The organism is Burkholderia anthinoferrum (assembly GCF_002925705.1).
Taxonomy (GTDB): Bacteria; Pseudomonadota; Gammaproteobacteria; order Burkholderiales; family Burkholderiaceae; genus Burkholderia; species Burkholderia semiarida.
In genome coordinates, this window is sequence record NZ_LFZP01000052.1 from 432781 (window position 1) to 451067 (window position 18287).

The following is an 18287-nucleotide window of genomic DNA, read 5'->3' on the forward strand; positions in this document are numbered from 1 at the left end:
CCTTTCGTCGTTGCCGACTTCAACATTCAAAACAGTTCGAGTTCGCCCGCTTCGACCATCGGCCCGACGTCCTGCACCGATTCGCGGAAATCCTCCGGCGACCAGCTCAGGCTGAACACGAAGCGCTGGTCGAGACGGACCGAGCGCCCCGAAGCCGGATCGGTCATCCGGTACTTGAAACAGAGCTGCGGACAGTCGCCGCCGAACGAGATGAACTTCTGCTTGTGATTGACGACGAGCGGCACCTGCACCGGATGGCGCGCCAGCGCCTCGGCGTTGCCGAGATAGCGGTTCTTGAACGCGCCCCACACGAGGTTGGTCAGTTCGCCGAGCACGCTGTTCACGTCGCGGAAATCCGGCGCGCGGCCGCTGTCGCGCGTGCCGCCGAGCATGTCGAGCAGCGGCTGCTCGCTCGTCTGCAGCAGCATGTAGCCGCGGCACCACGCGCTTTCGAGCGCGATCAGGCTGAACACTTCGCCGAAGATGATCTGGTCGCGCACGATGCACGGCGTGTCGTGCTCGATCGTCATGCCCGGGAACAGGCCGTCGATGCGCGCCTCGGTGATCTCCGAGATGCCGCGCACCAGCGCGTTCGGGTAGTCGCGGCCGAACAGGTATTCGTCGATCGCGCGCGCGAGCGGCGTCATGTCGTCGGCGACGTAGGCCGCGCACGCCACACGCGCGAGCGCATCGGGCAGTCCGTCGCGCGACGCGAGCGATTCGCGGCGCAGGATGATCGGCAACTCGGGCCGCAGCGCGTCGATCTGCGTCGCGATGATCGCACTCTCGGCCGGCGAGCCGCCGTAATCCTCGGCCAGCAGGATCGCGCCGAGATCGATGTTCGAGCGCAGCACCTTCAAGAGCCGGCTGCGCCGCACGGTCAGGCCGACCAGATTGTGCTCGTCGCAGAAACGCTTGATCGCGTCGGCATGCACGCGGCTGTCGTCGAGCACGAGTACCTTGCTGACGGGTTGGTCTTCGGTCATCGGATGGATTCCTGATGGTCGGTCAGAACAGTTCGAGCTCGCCGCCGCTCTCCGCTGTGGCGGTTTCCGGCACATGGAAATCGACCGGCGCGTTCGCGCACACGCACAGCGTCGCGCCGACCCGCACGTCGCCGTCGAGCGTCAGGTCGTACGCGGCCACGTAATCGGGCGAGAGCGCGTGCATGGCGTCGATGCTCACGCCGCTCAGCAGGCAAGGCGTCGACATCCCGAGATCGGGGAACGGTGCGGTCAGCGCCTGGTTGATCGCGCCGCAACACAGGTTCGCGACTTCCATGAACGCGTCGGTCAGCGGCCGCTGGCTGCTCGCGCCCGCCGTCGCGCCGGCGAAATGGCGGCGCGTCGCGTCGTCGTCGCTGAAGCGCAGCGCAAGCAGCAGGCGGAAATGCAGCGCCGAGATCGTCAGCACGACCACATGTTCGGCTACCGTCGGCTTCGAGCGCGGCTTCGCGTGCATGCGATCGGGCGCGTCGTGTGCGTGCCCGGCGGCCGGCCGGATGTCGCACGCGCCGCCGGCCGCGAGCCGCGTGCGCGCGGCATCGAAAAAGATCCGCTCGAAACCGGCCCTCGCCTGCGCGCTGATCACGGGGCCGCTCCTTCGATCCGCGCGTGCAGTTGCCCGGCCAGCGTCTCGACCGTCGCGAGCGCGGCCGTGATCATCTTGCCGCCGGCCTGAATGTCCTGGAACGTCGCGGCCGTCACGAGATCGTTGCGGTTCAGGCTGTCGCGATAGCTGTTCGACAGTTCCTGCGAACGCGCGGCCAGCCCGCGCACCTCGCTCGCGACGATCGAGAAGCCGCGCCCGGCCGTGCCGGCACGCGCCGCCTCGATCGACGCGTTCAGCGACACGATCGACACGTGCGCGACGATCGCCGACAGCTCCAGGTTCTTCGCGCGCATGTCCTGGTTCTGCGTGGTCAGCGAGATCATCTGCTCGTGCCAGCGCTCGAACGTCCCGGCGAGCCCGCGCAGGCGCGCGGCTTCGTCGGCGATCTTCATCGCATGCTGCGCGAGCGCCGCGCGGTCGGCCGACAGCGCCTGCAACGCGTCGCGCTGCGCGGCGCTCTCGGACACCTCGCGCGCCAGCGCCTCTTCCAGTTGCGCCTCGCGTTGCGCCCATGCGTCGGCCGCTTGCGCATGCGCCGACGCCGTCTCTTCCGCCCGGGCCTCGGCCGCGTGGAGCGCACCGCGCAACGCATGCGCGTCGCGCTCCATCGACGCGACGAGCCGTTGGCGCATCACACGACACACGATCGCCGCCGCCACCGCGACGACCACGCCGCCCGCGAGCGCGGCGGCCATCTGAATCATCCACGCCTGCACGATCACGCCGTCACTCCGCCGCGCCGATATCCGCGAGGCGCGCCGGCTGCGCGTGCCCCGCACCATGCGCGGCGCCGTCGGCCGCGAAGCGCGCCGGCAGCGACACGATCGTCTCGAACGCGCGATACGGCGCTCCGACGCGATCGTCGGTGAAGCGCAGCGCGATATCGCCGCCGTCGCGCTTCAGGAAATTGCGCACCGCGTCCATGCCGACGCCGCGCCCCGATACTTCGGTCACCGCTTGCGCGGTCGAGAAGCCCGGCCGGAAGATCAGCTCGGCGACGTCCTCGTCGGACATCGCCGCTTCGCTCGCGGCATCGATCCAGCCACGCTCGCGCGCGATGCCGCGAATCCGGTCGAGCGCGAGGCCGCGGCCGTCGTCGCCGAGCACGAACCACAGTTCGCCGCCGCCCACGCCGACCGCGATGTCGATCGTGCCGGACGCCGCCTTGCCGGCCGCGCGCCGCTCGTCGGACGATTCGATCCCGTGGTCGATCGCATTGCGCAGCAGGTGCATGAAGACGTTCTTCAGCGTCGCGACGATCTCGCTGCGCACGCGCTGGCCGTGGCTGTCGATATGCACGACGGGCGCCGGTTTGCCGAGCTCGGCCGCGAGCGACGGCAGCGACTCGATCACGCCGCCGAGCGCCTCGCCGATCCCTTGCGTGCCGAGCTGGCTCAGCATGCGGCGCACCGCATCGCGCGCCGCATGCCAGTCGGACGCGTTCGCCGGATCGGCGCCGTCGAGCACGCGCAGGCTCTCGCTGATGCGCGCGCGCTCGACCATCAGGAAATCGGCGCCATTCGGTGCCGGCTCACCGCCGCGGCCGAGCGTGACCGCGTTGATCGTCGCGTAGTGGTCGACGGCTTCGCGTACGCGCGCCAGATCCTCCATCAGCGCGTCGCGATTCCACTCGGGGCCGCTGTCCGCGCGGCGCAGCGATTCGTACGCCTGCTCCGCTTCGTGGACGATGTTCGTCAGGTGCTGAAGGCTGTACGTGCGCGCATTGCCCTTGATCGTGTGCATGTTGCGGAACAGCGCCGCGACGATCGAGTGATCGGCGCGCTCGTGCTGGCGGATCATCCGTTCGTTCTCGCTGAGGAAGCCCTTCGCGCTGTGCACGAAGTCGTGGAACTTGTCCTGGCTGATCGACAGAATCTCGCCGATCATCTCGAGGCGGCGCTGCTGCTCGCCGGTCTGCGCGGTCAGCGCGCGTATCTCGGTCACGTCGCGCACGCACAGCATCAGGCGCACCACCGTGTCGGTTTCGTCGGTGATCGCCGACCAGCTCAGGTCGAGCCACTTCTCGCGGCCGTCCGGCATTCGCTTCGCGACTTCGTTGACGAGCAGGTGCTCGTTGAACTCGAAGTTCATGCTGTCCTCGCCGAGGCACGCGTGCACGGCCGCGTCGACCTGCGAACGCGCGTCGGCGCCGATCGCCGAATCGTCGAACACGAGCGCCATCAGGTCGCGGCCGGCGATGTCGTTCGTCTCGAAGATGGTTTCGAGGTATGCCGAATATTCCGCGTGCACGACGCCGCCTTCGACGACGGTCAGGATGCCCTGCTGCATGTTCTGCAGCATCGCCTGGATATCGGCCGTCTTCTGCTTCAGTTGCGCGGCGTTCTCCTGGATCTTCTCGATCATCCCGTTGAACGCGACAATCGAATGGCCGATTTCGTCCATCCGGCCCACCGGCACGCGGCGTGTGAAATCCTGGCTCGTCGCGATCTCGCTCATCGCCGTCTGCATCCCGATCAGCGGGCGCGTGATCTGGCGATACAGCACGAAGCCGAGCGCGGTCAGCAGCACGATCACCGTGCCGGCGACGCCCGCGATCGCGGTGGCCGTGGTCGCGAGCATCCCGTTCAGCGCGCCGATCGCGTCGTCCTTCTGGCGGTTCTTCTCGACGCGCAGCGTGTCGACGATGCTTTCGAGTTCGTCGCGATACTGCGCGACGTTCGCGAACAGGTAGGCCTGCGCCATCTCGGCCTTGCCGTCCGTCTTCATCTTCACGGTGTCTTCGATCGCCGCGAAATAGTTGGCGGCGCTGTCCTTCGCCTGCGTGACGAGCCCTTCCTGCGCGCGGCCGACCGCCGATTTCGCCTGCGCGTCGAGCGCGGCGCGCAGCGCGGCCTGCTTCGCCTTCAGCTCGTCGCGCGCCTGGGCGGCGGTGTTCGCGTCGGGCGCGTAGACGAGCGTCATCGCCGCGATCTGGATATTCTTCACCTCGGCGACGAGATCGGCCGACGCGAGCGCGCTCGGCACGATGCCCTGGGTGACCTGACGCACCTCGGACGCGCTCTTGCGCGTCTGGTACACGGCATAGACGCCGATCGCGGACAGCGCGAAGAACGTCAGGACGACTAGCAGCGTAATGCGATGACGGATGGTCATGAGTACAGCTCCCCGCGGCGATCCGGGTGCGATCGCCCTTTTGTCTATTGAAAGAGTGTGAGCGCCGAATTATCGGGGATGGCGTATGACGGTCCGATGACCGAAAATCAATCGGTCATTGAGGAAAATGGAATGAATAATTGTGCGGGGAAAAGCCTAAAGTCTTTTGCGGATTTGCCGTTAACTTCGCGCCGCCTTACCGGCGTGGAAGCTGCGCCTGAGCAATCGTCGAAATAGCGGATATTTATTGTTTTATGCCGGCTCCGCAAAATCCGTTTTATTGAATGCCGGCAAAACGTTTGCCCATTATCGACGAGCCGGTTTGTTTTGGTATTTTTTATAATCGTTGCAGCGTTCGCCCGGCTGGTTCGTCAGTGTGTCCACCGCATGATCGACTGTTCAGCCTTCGTTCGGCTCGGCGAGCCAGTCTTCGAATTGCAGCCGCGGAACGCGCTCGAATTCGCGGACGTTGTGCGTGACGAGCACCAGGTGCCGCGCACGCGCCTGCCCTGCGATCAATGCATCGTAAGGGCCGATCGGCGTGCCGGCCGCGATCAGATGCGCACGAATTTCGCCCGCATGCTGCGCATCCTCGGTGTCGAACGGCACGACCTCGAACTGCAGCGCGTCGACACGCGCGGCGTTCGCCGCCGCGCGCTGGCTCTTGTACGCGCCGTAGTAAAGCTCGTGCGCGACGATCGCCGGGATGCCGAAATCGGCCGGCTGCCACGCATGCAGACGGGCCAGCATCGCCGGCTCGCCCTTGAGAATGGCGATCACCGCGTTGGTATCGAGCAGGAACTTCATTCGAACACATCCAGGCCCGCTCGCTCCTGAGCGGACGGCTGCGTAGTCGCGGCAGCCTCGAAATCGGCGTCGACCGGGCCGATCAGCGGTGTCAGCCAGGCCCAGTCCTGCGGCATCGGCTCGAGAACGACGGACGCCCCGTGGCGGCGGATGCGGACCTCGGCCGTATCGAAGCGAAATTCCTTCGGCAGCCGGACGGCCTGCGAACCGCCATGCTTGAAGAGCTTTGCAGTATCCATGTTCCCGCCCTCACGTATCTACAGAATGTATCTATTTTATCAATTGAACGTGAGAATGACGAGTCGTCCGATCGGCCTGGCGTGAACGGATTGCCGGGGCCGCCGGCCCATGCCCGATCGCGTGACGTCGCGATCCGTTCCTGCAACGTACCGGGCCCCGATTCGTTCCGGTCACGAAACAATCAATCCCGCCCCGGCGATTCCCCTCCCGATCCGCCCGCTCTAGACTGTTGCATCGCTCCCCTTTCGGACCCACGCAATGACCGACGTCCTGCCGCTGACCACCGAGCCCGAATCCGGCCTTCAATACCGGCTGCGTCCGGCCACTGGCGGCCCGGCCGCCCGCCTGTTGCTGCTGCACGGCGTCGGCGGAAACGAGACCAACCTGTTGAACGTGGCCGACACGATCGATCCGCGCATCGAAATCGCGTTCCTGCGCGGCCCGCTCACGTTCGGGCCCAATCAGCATGCATGGTTTCCGGTGCGTTTCGGCCCGAACGGCCCTGAAATCGATCCGGCGCGTGCGGACGAGAGCCGCGTGCAACTGATCACGCTGCTGCATGCGCTCCGCGCGCGGGATGGCGCTGCCCCCGCGTTGCCGACCGTGATCGCCGGCTTCAGCCAGGGCGGCATCATGAGCGCGAGCGTCGGCCTCACGTCGCCGGGCGACGTGAGCGCGTTCGCCGTGCTGTGCGGGCGCATCCTGCCGGAAATCGATCCGTTGATCGCGCCGCGCGATGCATTGAGCACGCTGCACGCGCTGGTGATGCACGGCCGCTTCGACGACAAGTTGCCCGTCGCATGGGCCGACACGGCCGACGCGAAGCTGACGGCGCTCGGCGTCGCGCACGACACGCGGCTGTATGCGGCCGGCCACGAGCTGACCGCGGAGATGGCCGGCGATTTCAGCCGATGGGTCGGTGAGCGCGCCGGGTTGAACTGACTCGAACCAAACGGACCGGGGGCGCCAGCCCGCGAACGGACCGGCACCCCCGGCGCATGACGTCACGCGTTCGTCACGCGTTCCGCGCGGGATCCGCCACGCCACGCACGGATGCGGGCACCGCCGCCGCCCGCTCGCGCTCGGCGCCACGTTTCGCCAGCTTCCAGCCGATCACCAACGCGAGCACGACGACGGGAATCGTCGCGATGGTCCACGTGCCGCCCGGATAGTCGAACGCCATCAACACCAGCACGCCGACGAGAAACGCGAGCGTGAGCCACGACGTGAACGGCGCGCCGGGCATCCGGAACGACACGGCCTTCATCTCGCCGCGATCGACCGCGCGGCGGAACAGGATCTGGCACATCACGATGAAGCCCCACGTCGTGATGATCCCGAGCGACGCCATGTTCAGCACGATCTCGAACGCCTGGGCCGGCACGATGTAGTTCAGCGGCACGCCGATCGCATTGATCGCGACCGTGATCAGGATGCCGCCGTACGGCACGCCGCGGGCGTTCATCCGCGACACGAAGCGCGGCGCCGAGCCGCCCATCGCGAGCGAGCGCAGCACGCGGCCCGTCGAATAAAGGCCGGAATTCAGGCTCGACAGCGCGGCCGTCAGCACCACGACGTTCATCACGGTGCCGACGTAAGGCACGCCCAGCTTGCTGAAGAACGTGACGAACGGGCTTTCGTGCGCGCTGTACGCCGTCCACGGCAGCAGCAGCGTCAACAGCACGACCGAGCCGACATAGAACAGCGCGATGCGCCACATCACGCTGTTGATCGCCTTCGGCAGCACCTTGCGCGCGTCGGCGGTCTCGCCCGCCGCGACACCGACGAGCTCGATGCTCGCGTACGCGAACACGACGCCCTGCACGATCAGCACCGCCGGCAGGATCCCGTGCGGGAAGATCCCGCCGTGATCCGCGACGAGATGCAGCCCCGTCATCTGTCCCGCCACCGGATGGCCGCTCGCGAGAAACACGGCGCCGACCGCGAGAAACACCGCGAGCGTGCCCACCTTCACGAGCGAGAACCAGAACTCCATCTCACCGAACACCTTCACGCCGATCATGTTCATCACCGACACGATCCCGAGCGCGCCGAGCGCGAACACCCATTGCGGCACGTCGGTGAACACGGCCCAGTACTTCATGTAGATCGCGACCGCGGTGATGTCGACGATGCCGGTCGTCGCCCAGTTCAGGTAGTACATCCAGCCCGCGACGAACGATGCGCGCTCGCCCATGAACTCCCGTGCGTACGACACGAAGCTGCCGCTGGTCGGCCGGTGCATCACGAGCTCGCCGAGCGCGCGCATGATCAGGAACGCGAACACGCCGCACACGAGATACACGAGCGCGAGCGCCGGCCCCGCGCTTTGCAGGCGCCCGCCCGCGCCGAGAAAGAGGCCGGTGCCGATCGCACCGCCCATCGCGATCATCTGCACGTGCCGCGGCTTCAACTGCTTCGCATAGCCGGCTTCGTGCGACGCGAACATCGCATCGGGATCGGCATGCGCGGCATCCGCGCCGCCGGCCGGACCGGCCGGGCGCTCGGTGGGGTGTTTCATCGTGAGTCTCCGTTGTTTGTCGATGTGTTTCGCCCCGCTGCGGGGGCGCTTTCGGTTGGGCCGCGACCCGGCCGGCGTCAGAACACGCGCGGCCGGATCAGCGCTTCGGGCTGCAGTGCTTCGTCGAGTTGCGCCTCGGTCATCAGTTCGCGCGCCAGCACGACCTCGTGGATCGACTTGCCGGTCGCGTGCGCTTCGGCGGCCACGGCGGTCGCGCGCTTGTAGCCGATGTACGGATTCAGCGCGGTGGCGAGCGCGACCGAGCGCTCCATCGTTTCGCGCAGCCGCTCGGGGTTCGCGGTGATGCCGCTCACGCATCGCTGCGCGAGCGTCGTGCAGGCGGCCGTCAGATGGCTGAAGCTGCGGAACAGCGCGCTCGCGATCACCGGTTCGAACGCGTTGAGCTGAAGCTGGCCGGCCTCGGCCGCGAACGTGATGGTCACGTCGTTGCCGAACACCTCGAACGCGACCTGGTTGACGACCTCCGGGATCACCGGATTCACCTTGCCGGGCATGATCGACGAGCCGGCCTGCACGGGCGGCAGGTTGATCTCGCCGAAGCCCGCGCGCGGGCCGCTCGACAGCAGCCGCAGGTCGTTGCAGATCTTCGACAGCTTGACGGCGATCCGCTTGAGCACGCCCGACACCTGGACGAACGCGCCGCAATCCTGCGTCGCCTCGATCAGGTTCGGCGCGGTGCTCAGGTCGAGCCCGGTGATGCGGCGCAGCGCGGCCAGCGCCTTCTCCGCGTACTCCGGATGCGCGGTGATGCCCGTGCCGATCGCGGTCGCGCCGAGGTTGATCTCGCGAATCAGCCAGCCGGCCTCCTGCAGCCGCGCGATGTCTTCCGTCAGCATCACCGCGTAGGTCGAGAATTCCTGGCCGAGCGTCATCGGCACCGCGTCCTGCAACTGCGTACGGCCGAGCTTCAGCAAGCCGGCGAACGCGTCGGCGCGCTCCGCGAAGGCATCGCGCAGCCGCGCCATCGCCTCGAGCAGGTGCTCGACCGCGAAGCACGTCGCGATCCGGATCGCGGTCGGATAGACGTCGTTGGTGCTCTGCGCGAGATTGACGTGCTCGTTCGGATGCAGATATTCGTACTGCCCGCGTGCGTACCCCATGATTTCGAGCGCGCGGTTGCAGATCACCTCGTTCGCGTTCATGTTGGTCGACGTGCCGGCGCCGCCCTGGATGATGTCGACGACGAACTGGTCGTGCAGCCGCCCTTCGCGGATCTCGACGCACGCCGCGGCGATCGCGTCGCGGTACGGCCGCGGCAGCAGACCGAGTTCGCAATTGGCGTCGGCCGCCGCTTCCTTCACGGCCGCGAGCGCCATCACGAGGTACGGCAGCGACGCGATGGTGCGGCCCGAAATGTCGAAATTCTCTTTCGCGCGCAGCGTATGGACGCCGTAATACGCGGTAGCCGGAATGCTTCGTTTCCCTAAAAGATCCGCTTCGACGCGGAAGCCGCTTTCTGCCATCGTGCCCTCCTGAAATGTCTCGTGCCGCTCGCCGGCAGCCGCTTCCCGACGCGACGGGTTCGCATTCTATGCCTTTGCAAAAACAAGCTCGCTTCTGTATTATCGAAAGCGGTTTTGCGTGGGACGCAACAGCGAGAATCGAATGAAAAAAGGTGCGAGAGAAACCGGCATCGATCACCTCGGCGCGATGCGCGCGTTCGTGCGCGTGGTCGAAACGGGGAGTTTTTCGGCGGTGGCGAAGGAGATGCACGTGTCGACGTCCACCGTCGCGCGCAAGGTCACGGCGATCGAGGAGGCACTCGGCGTCGCGCTGCTGCACCGCTCGACGCACAGCGTGACGCTCACCGAAGCCGGCCATATCTACCTGGAACGTGCGGTCACGCTGATCGCCGATCTCGACGACACGCTGCGCGTCGTCGCCGAGCTGAATGCGCAGCCGAGCGGCCCGCTGAAGCTCACCGCGCCCGTCGCGTTCGGCCGCCGTCATCTCGCGCCGCTGATCGCGCCGTTTCTGGCGCGCTATCCGACGATCCAGCTCGACGTGCGGCTGACCGACAACCACAACGACCTCGTGGCCGGCGGCTTCGATCTCGACATCCACGAAGGCGAGAACTACCTGGACAACCTGGTCGTCCACCGGCTGTCGCGCAACGACAGCATCCTGTGCGCGACGCCCGGCTACCTCGACCGCTGCGGGCGCCCGGCGACGCCGGACGACCTGAAGCACCACAACTGCCTGCGCTACGTGCACCCCGAAGGCGATCCGCGCTGGGAGCTCGTGAGCGGCGATGCGCGGCACAGCGTGCTGCCGGCCGGCAATCTCGTCACCGACCATTCGGAGCTGCTGCTGGAAGCGACCTGCGCGGGGCTTGGCATCGCGGAATTCGAAATCTGGCTCGTGCGCGACCTGCTCGCGAGCGGCGAGCTCGAACCCGTGCTGCCGCGGCACCGGCTGCAGAACCGGCTGACCGGCGAATACATCTACATCGCGTATCTGGCGAACCGGCGCAGCTCGGCGAAGCTGCGCGTGCTGAAGGACTTTCTGGTGGAACACCTCGCGCAGATCGGCGAGCTGTCGGCGCGCGAACTCGCGAGGATTCGCGGCGCACGCGCGTAGCGCGCGCCGATGCGCATGCCCGAGTCACGGGCCGGCGGCATCGGCGCGGTAACCGCGCTCAGGCCGCCTGCAATTCGAACGGGAACGTCGCGTGCCCGAACTCGACGCCCTGCGTGTTGAGCATCGGCGGGCGGTGGAAGCCGGCCAGTTGCGCACGCTGCTCGGCCGTGCCGATCTGCAGCCGCTCGAGGATTTCGCTGACGACCATGTACAGCACGTCGAGATTGCCGTCCTCGATCTTCACCGAGATGCCGAGCGCGCCATCCGCGCCGAGTTGCCGCGTGCGTTCCGACGCGCGCACGCCGATCCCGTAGCACGCATCCGCGCCGAGCTTGCCGACCACCTGCCCGCCGAACGCGTTCATCAGTACCGTGCAATAGCGCCCTTCACCCGCCACCAGTTCCGGATGGGCGGTCATCGCGCGATGAATGCGCGCCAGTGCGCGGATCCGGTCCGTCACCTGGGCACCGCCCGCTTCCACCGCGTCCGCGCCGTCGGCCAGCGACGCGTACAGGCGCGCCAGCCGATCCAGCGGGAACGCCGGCGTCGGCAGGTTGCAGCCGTCGATGCCCCAGACGACTTCATCGTCGCGCAGGCCGCACGCATCGGCCACCACCTGCTTCACGCGCACCTGCATCGGATGGTCGGGCAGATGGTAATCGGCGATCGCCGCGCCGATCGCCTGCGCGCCGGCCAGCATCCCGACATGCTTGCCCGAACAGTTGCTGCATACGCCGGTCGGCGTGTAGTCGCGCTTGATCCATGAACGGTACACCGCGTCGGACAACGGCGGATGGCCGCCGCAGCGCAGATCCGCTTCGTGCGCGGCGACCTTCGCGAGCATCGCGCGCGTGCGTTCGATGTGACGGTCCTCGCTGCTGTGCGATGCACACATCAGCGCGATGTCCGCGTCGTCGAAGCCGAAGCGCTCCGGCGCGCCCGTCTCGATCACCGACAGCGCCTGGGCCGGCTTGGCCGCCGACCGCGCGAGCGTCATCCGGAACGGATCGCCGAACCGGGCCAGCAGCCGGCCGCGTGCATCGACGACCGCCACATGGGCGACGTGCGTGTTCTCGATCGCATTGCCGCGGTACGTGACGACCGCTGCGCGTGGGGTGTCCATCCTCTTTTGTCTCCTTGCTCGGGGGCCTGACGCCGGGGCCCGTCCAACCGGTACGGCAGTGTAGCGAGTCGTCGCCGCCGCGCGTCGGCCCTGACATGGAAAGCGGTGTTGCATGCGACGCAAAGGCAAGCGCGCCCCACGAACGCCCGTGGCGCGCTACGCGTCCAGCGCGAGCAACGCGAACGTGGCGAGCCAGTGCTCGCCCATGTAGTCGCCGGCCACGTGCGCGAGCGCGCTCGCGAGATGCCGTTCGGCCGCGTCGAGCAGCTTCGCGCGCCGCGCATCGCCTTGCGGCAGCGCGCCGGCCAGCGACCGCTGGCACCACGCACGGCTCAGGTTCAGCCCGTCGAGGTGCGCGATCTTGCCGTCGCTGCGGTCGCTGACGGTCGCCGGCTCGAACAGCGTCGCCGGCTCGCCGCGCGCGAGATCGGGCAGGAAGCGCGCGAACCAGCCGTCGAATTCGGCGGCCGGCAGCACGCGTCGCATCAGTTCGGCTTCCATCAGCGCGGGCGACAGGAATTCATCGCCCGACGGCTCCCACGCCTGGCACGCGACGTCGTTCAGGTGCCAGCGCTTCGCGGTATCGACGATCAGCGCGGCGAGCCCGTCGCGCTGCGTGTCACGGGCGAAATCGAGCGCAAGCGCCAGCGCGAACGCGGTGTTGAAATGCGTGCCGACGCGCAGCGGATAGGTGGCCTTCGGCAGGAAAGTCTCGAAGCGCGACACGAACAGGTCGGCCAGCGGCGCCATCGTCTTCGCCCAGCGCGCGGCCTGCGGCAGCGCGCCCTTCAGCGCAAGCCGCTCGAGTTGCGCGGCGAGCGCGAGCAGCCATGCCCAGCCGTACGGCCGCTCGAAGCCCGCGTTGTGCGGCAGCGCGAGATACGCGCGCTCGCCGGCGACGTTCGCGTCGGTAAAGTGCGCGTCGACGATCGCGACGATGCGCTCGGCCTCCGGCAATGCCGGGTAACGTTCGAGCACGCGCAGCACGAGCCAGTAGCCGTGCACGCACGAGTGCCAGTCGTAGCTGCCGTAGAAGATCGGGTGCAGCGCGCGCGGGCCCTGCACGTCGTGCGGCCCCTCGAGCGCGTGCGTGAGCTTGTTCGGATATTCGCGAGTCAGGTGCGCGAGCGCGAGCGACGCGAATTTCGACGCGAGTTCGGGGGTGAGTCGGTCGGTCATGAGGATCTCTTCCATCGAATCAGAAGCGGAATACGAATGCGTACATCAGCAGCGTGTTCACGGCCAGCAGCAGCACGGCCGTCGGCCACTGCGTCTTGATCACGCCGTTCTTGTCCTTCAGTTCGAGCAGCGCCGCGGGCACGATGTTGAAGTTCGCGGCCATCGGCGTCATCAGCGTACCGCAGAAGCCGCTCAGCATCCCGATCGCGCCCATGATCGCCGGATTGCCGTGGAATTGATGGACGATCAACGGCAGGCCGATGCCCGCCGTCATCACCGGAAACGCGGCGAAGCCGTTGCCCATGATCATCGTGAACAGCGCCATGCCGACCGTGTAGGCCGCGACCACCGCGAACGGCGAATCGATCGGCACCCACTCCTTCACGAGCCCCGACACCACGCCGCCGACGCCCGCGACCGCGAACAGCGCGCCGAGCGCCGCGAGCATCTGCGGCAGGATCGCGGCCCAGCCGACCGCATCCATCGTGTGACGCGCTTCCTTCAGCGCATGTACGGGAGAATCGCGCAGCATCGCGAGCGCGACGACGAACGCGACGATCGTGCCGAGCACGAGCGAGATCAGCGTCACGCTCTTCGGCTCGACGAACGGCAGGAGTTTCAGCGCGAACGTGCCGATCAGCGTGACGACCGGAATCAGCAGCGCGGGCAGGAACAGCCGGTTGCCGAACCGCTGCGCGAGCGTCTCGCGCCGCACCGCCGCCGCACCGCCCGCCTCGTCGGACTGGCCGCGGCCAAGCTTGCCCGAACCGGCGATCACCGCGAGCGCGATCGCGAGGCAGCCCGTCACGAAATGCGGCAGCAGCGCACCGAACAGGAACGTGACCGCGTAAATGGCCCAGAACGCGAAATTGAAGACGCGACGCGGGTTCGTGCGGTCCGTCAGGTTGAAGTACGCGAACGCGGCGAACATCAGCCCCGCGAGCGTGTACAGCGATTCGAGGCCGATCATCGCGCGCCCTCCTGCTTCACCAGGCCGAAGCCGCGCGCAAGCCGGCGGTCGAGCAGCGCGAGGCGCGTGCAGTGAATCAGCAGCGCGGCGACGGCGGTCGGGATCGCCCACACCGACAGGTGCAGCGGCTCGATGGAGATGCCGTTCTGTTCGAGAAAGCCCTTGATCAGCAGGATCGACTGGATCGCGATGAAAATGTCCTCGCCGAAGAACACGGCGACGTTGTCGGCGCCCGACGCATGCGCGCGGATCTGCTGGCGCACCGACTCGGGCAACTCGCCGTGCCGGCCGACCGCGGCAGCCTCGGCCATCGGCGCGATCAGCGGCCGCACCATCTGTGCGTGACCGCCGAGCGACGTGAGGCCGAGCGCGGCCGTCCCCTGGCGCAGCACGAAGTACAGCATCAGCACGCGGCCCGTGGTGGCCGCCTGCACCCGCGAGATCATCCGCTTCGCCTGCTCCTTGAGCCCGTTGCGCTCGAGCAGCGCGATCACCGGCAGCGTGAGCCAGATCAGCCCCATGTAGCGGTTCTCGGTGAACGCCTTGCCGAACGCGCTGACGATGTCGACGAGATTCAGCCCGCCCGCCAGCCCCGTCGCGAGCCCCGCGATCGTGACCACCAGCAGCGCATTGAAGCGCAGCGCGAAGCCGATCACGACGATCGGCACCCCAATCAGCACCAGCATTTCTCCTCCTCGTGTCTGGGGACGCGCGGCACGTCGGCCGCGCGCGGCCGGCCCGGTTTGCATCGGGCTCGGACGGCGAAATCTAACACGAGACTTTATCGATAAAAAGTCGACAATTTGCAGGTTCGGGTAAACGTTGAAGCGGCACACCGTGCGCGCACCGTGTGTCGGCCGCCTTTCATCCGATGAATCGGGCGTGCCGGCCCGCCCGCGTGGCGCGGCCGCGTGGCGCGGCCGCGGCACGCCGACTACACTGGAAAGCATCGGCAACGTACGGGAGAGCCGCCATGATTGACGTATTCCAGACCATCGGCAGCCGCGCGTTCTCCGCCCATCTGGCGAAGGACGGGATGGTGACGCTGATGGAGCAACGCCATGAAGTCGACCGCGTGACGCTCGCGACCGCCTATGCCGCGCTTGTCGAGGAAGCCGAGCAGGAAGACGACCTGCGCGATGCGACGGTCGAGGGAATGATGCGCGCGCTGATCCAGGGCTACGCGCGCAGCCATTGACGGCGCGGCGGCGCGGCCGCTGCCCGATGCGCGGTACGGCCCGCTACGCGGCCGGCGTGCCCGCGCCCACGCCGAACCACCGGCCCTCGCGCATTTGCCGGTAATCGGCCTGCGTGAAGATCCTCAGCAGGTTCGCCACCGCGCCGTTGCTCGCGCGATCGCGTTCCGTCATGAAGGCTTCGACCTCGTCGCGGCCGGCAAACAGGATCGTGCCGAAATGGCGCTCGCGCTCCGCGTCGGAGAGGTTCGTCGCGCGCAGCTGATACGGATGGTGAAGCGCGGCGAACAGGAAGTAGTAGCGCTCGGCATCGTCGCGCAGCACGCGCACCGCGTCGGGTTCGACCGGGAAATCGCGGTGGAACGACGCGTGCCCGCTCTCGATGTGGATTCGGTACAGCAAACGGCCGTCCTGCTCGATCACGATCGGCGCGTATGGAGCGCGGCTGACGAGTACGGTTTCGGGCGCGGTCATCCGGTTCCCTCCTTTCTTTTTGTCGATGCCGGCACGGTAACATGCGGACTTTCGCGGCCTGCCGGGACAGGATCGACTGGCCCGCTGGCACGCAATGCGGCATCGCCATAGAGGAAATGGTCTGAAACGGCGCAATGCGCAAATTTTTCGATTGCCGCCGCCCGCGCCGCATGACAGCATTCGGGCGTCGCCAACCGAAAAGAACGCCGCGCCGTCCGGCCGCCGATGCCGTTCGGCCGCGCCGAACAGGCTGCCCCCTCCATGAACCCGGCCCAGCTCCAACACCACGAACCGACCGGAGAATTCCGCTTGTGAACATCGGCATCGTCAACGACCTCCCGCTAGCCGTCGAGGCGATGCGCCGCGCGATCGCGCGACGGCCCGAGCACCGCGTGCTGTGGGTCGCGACCGACGGCGCGCAAGCCGTCGAACTGTGCGCCACGCAGCCGCCCGACATCGTCCTGATGGACCTGATCATGCCGAAATGCGACGGGATCGAGGCGACCCGCCGGATCATGCGTTCCGAACGGCCATGCGCGATCCTGATCGTGACGAGCTGCATCGGCGCGAACGCGTGGCGCGTGTTCGAGGCGATGGGCGCCGGTGCGCTCGACGCGGTCGACACGCCGCGGCTCGGCGACGGCGCGGCCGGCGACACGACGAAACTGCTGCTCGCAAAGATCGACCAGATCGGCCACCTGCTCGACGCGCCGGGCGGCACGCGCGTCGCCGGCGCGGCCGCGCGCACCGGCGGCGGCCCGCTGGTCGCGATCGGCGCATCGGCCGGCGGCCCTGGCGCGCTTGCGTCGATCCTCGGCAGCCTGCCGGCCGATTTCAATGCGCCGATCGTGATCGTGCAGCACGTCGATCGCGCGTTCGCCGAAGGCATGGCGCAATGGCTCGACGGCCAGACCCGGCTCACCGTGCGCGTCGCCCGCGCGGGCGACCGCCCGCAGCCGGGCGTCGCGCTGCTCGCGGCGACCGACGATCACCTGCGCGTCACGCGCGCCGGCACGCTCGAATACACGCGTGAACCGGCCGCCACGCCGTATCGCCCGTCGGTCGACGTGTTCTTCAACAGCCTGACCGAGCACTGGCCGGGCCGCGTGATCGGCGTGCTGCTGACGGGGATGGGGCGCGACGGCGCGATCGGCCTGAAGGCGCTGCGGATGAAGGGCTACCATACGATCGCGCAGGACGAAGCGACGAGCGCCGTGTACGGGATGCCGAAGGCGGCCGCGACGCTCGGCGCGGCGCGCGCGATCCTGCCGCTCGGGCGCATCGCGGGCGAACTGGCCGCGCTCGCGCGCATCTGAGCCCGACGATGACCGCGCGCAACACCCATGCCTGCTCCTGCAACAACCGCAACAACCCGCATCGACCATGACGATTGACCTGACTCGCCCGCCCGGCGGCCCGAGCGCGTCGCCCGCCGACGCGCCGGCGATGGTGCTGCTGGTCGACGACCAGACGATCGTCGCGGAAGCCGTGCGGCGCGCGCTCGTCGACGAGGAAGGCATCGACTTCCACTACTGCCCGCGCTCGGACGACGCGATGGCCGCCGCGATCGAGACGCGCCCGACCGTGATCCTGCAGGACCTCGTGATGCCGGGCACCGACGGGCTGAGCCTCGTGCGGGCGTACCGCGCGAACCCGGCGACGCGCGACGTGCCGATCATCGTGCTGTCGACGCAGGAAGAACCGGTGATCAAGAGTGCCGCGTTCGCGTCCGGCGCGAACGACTATCTGGTCAAGCTGCCCGATCGCATCGAGCTGGTCGCGCGCATCCGCTACCACTCGCGCTCGTACCTGAACCTGCTGCAGCGCGACGAGGCCTATCGCGCGTTGCGGCAGTCGCAGCAGCAACTGCTCGAGGCCAATCTCGAACTGCGGCGCCTCACGCACTCCGACGGCCTGACCGGGCTGTCGAACCGCCGCTATCTCGACGAATACCTGGCCGCCGAGTGGCGGCGCGGCGCGCGCGAGCGCAGCGAGCTGTCGCTGCTGATGATCGACGTCGACAACTTCAAGCTGTACAACGACACGTACGGGCACGTGTCGGGCGACAGCGTGCTCAAGCAGATCGCGTCGACGATCGAGCGCTGCCTCGGGCAATCGGGCGATCTCGCCGCGCGCTTCGGCGGCGAGGAATTCGCGGTCGTGATGCCCGGCACGTCGCCCGGCGCCGCGCGGCTGCTCGGCGAGAAGATCCGGCTCGCGGTCGAGGGGCTGCGACTGCGGCACGCGCATTCGTCGACGGGCAACCAGACCGTGACGATCAGCATCGGCGGCGCGAGCATCGTGCCCGCGCCCGGCCTGCCGACGACCGTCCTGATCGAGGCGGCCGACCGCGCGCTCTATCGCGCGAAGCACGCGGGCAAGAACCGGGTCGAGATCGATCCGTCGTCGACGCCGCCGGGCGCCGGCGGGTTCGACGCTCGGTAGCGGCTG

At 67.9% G+C, this 18287-nt stretch carries 18 protein-coding genes; 5 read left to right on the forward strand and 13 right to left on the reverse strand.

The window, feature by feature from the left end:
* Nucleotides 1–26: 26 nt before the first annotated feature.
* The 6 genes from C5F75_RS24585 to C5F75_RS24610 all read right to left on the reverse strand — a co-directional run bounded on the left by C5F75_RS24585 (nt 27) and on the right by C5F75_RS24610 (nt 5771).
* The gene (locus tag C5F75_RS24585; RefSeq protein WP_059582458.1) at nt 27–986 is read right to left on the reverse strand and encodes a chemotaxis protein CheX; all 960 of its coding nucleotides are present in this window, start codon (nt 984–986) and stop codon (nt 27–29) included.
* A 22-nt stretch (nt 987–1008) separates the two neighbouring features.
* Nucleotides 1009–1590 carry a hypothetical protein gene (locus C5F75_RS24590; protein WP_059582463.1) on the reverse strand — a complete coding sequence of 194 codons (582 nt, stop codon included), beginning with the start codon at nt 1588–1590 and terminating at the stop codon, nt 1009–1011.
* Nucleotides 1587–2315 (reverse strand): methyl-accepting chemotaxis protein, encoded by a 729-nt coding sequence (locus C5F75_RS24595; protein ID WP_059583079.1) that lies wholly within the window; start codon nt 2313–2315, stop codon nt 1587–1589. The genes C5F75_RS24590 and C5F75_RS24595 overlap by 4 nt, the downstream gene beginning before the upstream one ends.
* 22 nt (nt 2316–2337) lie before the next feature.
* On the reverse strand, nt 2338–4725 hold the full coding sequence (locus tag C5F75_RS24600) for an MCP four helix bundle domain-containing protein (RefSeq protein ID WP_089465531.1): 2388 nt from the start codon (nt 4723–4725) through the stop codon (nt 2338–2340).
* 399 nt (nt 4726–5124) lie between these two features.
* Nucleotides 5125–5532, reverse strand: coding sequence for a type II toxin-antitoxin system VapC family toxin (locus C5F75_RS24605; protein ID WP_089465530.1), 408 nt, complete (start codon nt 5530–5532; stop codon nt 5125–5127).
* The gene (locus C5F75_RS24610) at nt 5529–5771 is read right to left on the reverse strand and encodes an antitoxin (protein WP_089465529.1); all 243 of its coding nucleotides are present in this window, start codon (nt 5769–5771) and stop codon (nt 5529–5531) included. Before C5F75_RS24610 ends, C5F75_RS24605 begins: the two co-directional genes overlap by 4 nt.
* A 259-nt stretch (nt 5772–6030) precedes the next feature.
* Between C5F75_RS24610 and C5F75_RS24615 the strand changes: the two genes are divergently transcribed.
* Nucleotides 6031–6714, forward strand: a complete 684-nt coding sequence (locus C5F75_RS24615) for an alpha/beta hydrolase (protein WP_089465528.1) — start codon at nt 6031–6033, stop codon at nt 6712–6714.
* Between the two features lie 73 nt (nt 6715–6787).
* Here the strand turns inward: C5F75_RS24615 and C5F75_RS24620 are convergent, their stop codons facing one another.
* Nucleotides 6788–8293, reverse strand: a complete 1506-nt coding sequence (locus tag C5F75_RS24620; protein ID WP_059582475.1) for an amino acid permease — start codon at nt 8291–8293, stop codon at nt 6788–6790.
* A 77-nt stretch (nt 8294–8370) separates the two neighbouring features.
* The gene (locus C5F75_RS24625; RefSeq protein ID WP_104012842.1) at nt 8371–9777 is read right to left on the reverse strand and encodes an aspartate ammonia-lyase; all 1407 of its coding nucleotides are present in this window, start codon (nt 9775–9777) and stop codon (nt 8371–8373) included.
* A 142-nt stretch (nt 9778–9919) separates the two neighbouring features.
* On the opposite strand from C5F75_RS24625, the gene C5F75_RS24630 reads away from it, so the two are divergent.
* Nucleotides 9920–10894, forward strand: coding sequence for a LysR family transcriptional regulator (locus C5F75_RS24630; RefSeq protein WP_059582480.1), 975 nt, complete (start codon nt 9920–9922; stop codon nt 10892–10894).
* Nucleotides 10895–10952: 58 nt separating this feature from the next.
* On the opposite strand, the gene C5F75_RS24635 is transcribed toward C5F75_RS24630, so the two are convergent.
* The 4 genes from C5F75_RS24635 to C5F75_RS24650 form a co-directional block, all read right to left on the reverse strand.
* Nucleotides 10953–12017 carry an asparaginase gene (locus tag C5F75_RS24635; protein WP_059582483.1) on the reverse strand — a complete coding sequence of 355 codons (1065 nt, stop codon included), beginning with the start codon at nt 12015–12017 and terminating at the stop codon, nt 10953–10955.
* Nucleotides 12018–12173: 156 nt separating this feature from the next.
* The gene (locus C5F75_RS24640) at nt 12174–13196 is read right to left on the reverse strand and encodes a DUF2891 domain-containing protein (RefSeq protein WP_059583082.1); all 1023 of its coding nucleotides are present in this window, start codon (nt 13194–13196) and stop codon (nt 12174–12176) included.
* A 19-nt stretch (nt 13197–13215) separates the two neighbouring features.
* Nucleotides 13216–14166 carry a DUF979 domain-containing protein gene (locus C5F75_RS24645; protein ID WP_059582486.1) on the reverse strand — a complete coding sequence of 317 codons (951 nt, stop codon included), beginning with the start codon at nt 14164–14166 and terminating at the stop codon, nt 13216–13218.
* Nucleotides 14163–14852 carry a DUF969 domain-containing protein gene (locus tag C5F75_RS24650; RefSeq protein ID WP_059582489.1) on the reverse strand — a complete coding sequence of 230 codons (690 nt, stop codon included), beginning with the start codon at nt 14850–14852 and terminating at the stop codon, nt 14163–14165. Before C5F75_RS24650 ends, C5F75_RS24645 begins: the two co-directional genes overlap by 4 nt.
* 287 nt (nt 14853–15139) lie before the next feature.
* On the opposite strand from C5F75_RS24650, the gene C5F75_RS24655 reads away from it, so the two are divergent.
* Entirely contained in the window at nt 15140–15364 is a 225-nt protein-coding gene (locus tag C5F75_RS24655) for a hypothetical protein (RefSeq protein WP_050013757.1), read from the forward strand.
* A gap of 43 nt (nt 15365–15407) precedes the next feature.
* On the opposite strand, the gene C5F75_RS24660 is transcribed toward C5F75_RS24655, so the two are convergent.
* Nucleotides 15408–15836: a hypothetical protein gene (locus tag C5F75_RS24660; RefSeq protein WP_059582492.1), complete on the reverse strand. Its 429-nt coding sequence runs from the start codon at nt 15834–15836 to the stop codon at nt 15408–15410.
* A gap of 311 nt (nt 15837–16147) precedes the next feature.
* On the opposite strand from C5F75_RS24660, the gene cheB reads away from it, so the two are divergent.
* Together cheB and C5F75_RS24670 are read left to right on the forward strand one after the other, a co-directional pair.
* Entirely contained in the window at nt 16148–17152 is a 1005-nt protein-coding gene (cheB, locus tag C5F75_RS24665) for a chemotaxis response regulator protein-glutamate methylesterase (RefSeq protein ID WP_060967670.1), read from the forward strand.
* A gap of 67 nt (nt 17153–17219) precedes the next feature.
* The gene (locus C5F75_RS24670) at nt 17220–18281 is read left to right on the forward strand and encodes a diguanylate cyclase (RefSeq protein WP_099317302.1); all 1062 of its coding nucleotides are present in this window, start codon (nt 17220–17222) and stop codon (nt 18279–18281) included.
* Nucleotides 18282–18287: the final 6 nt, after the last annotated feature.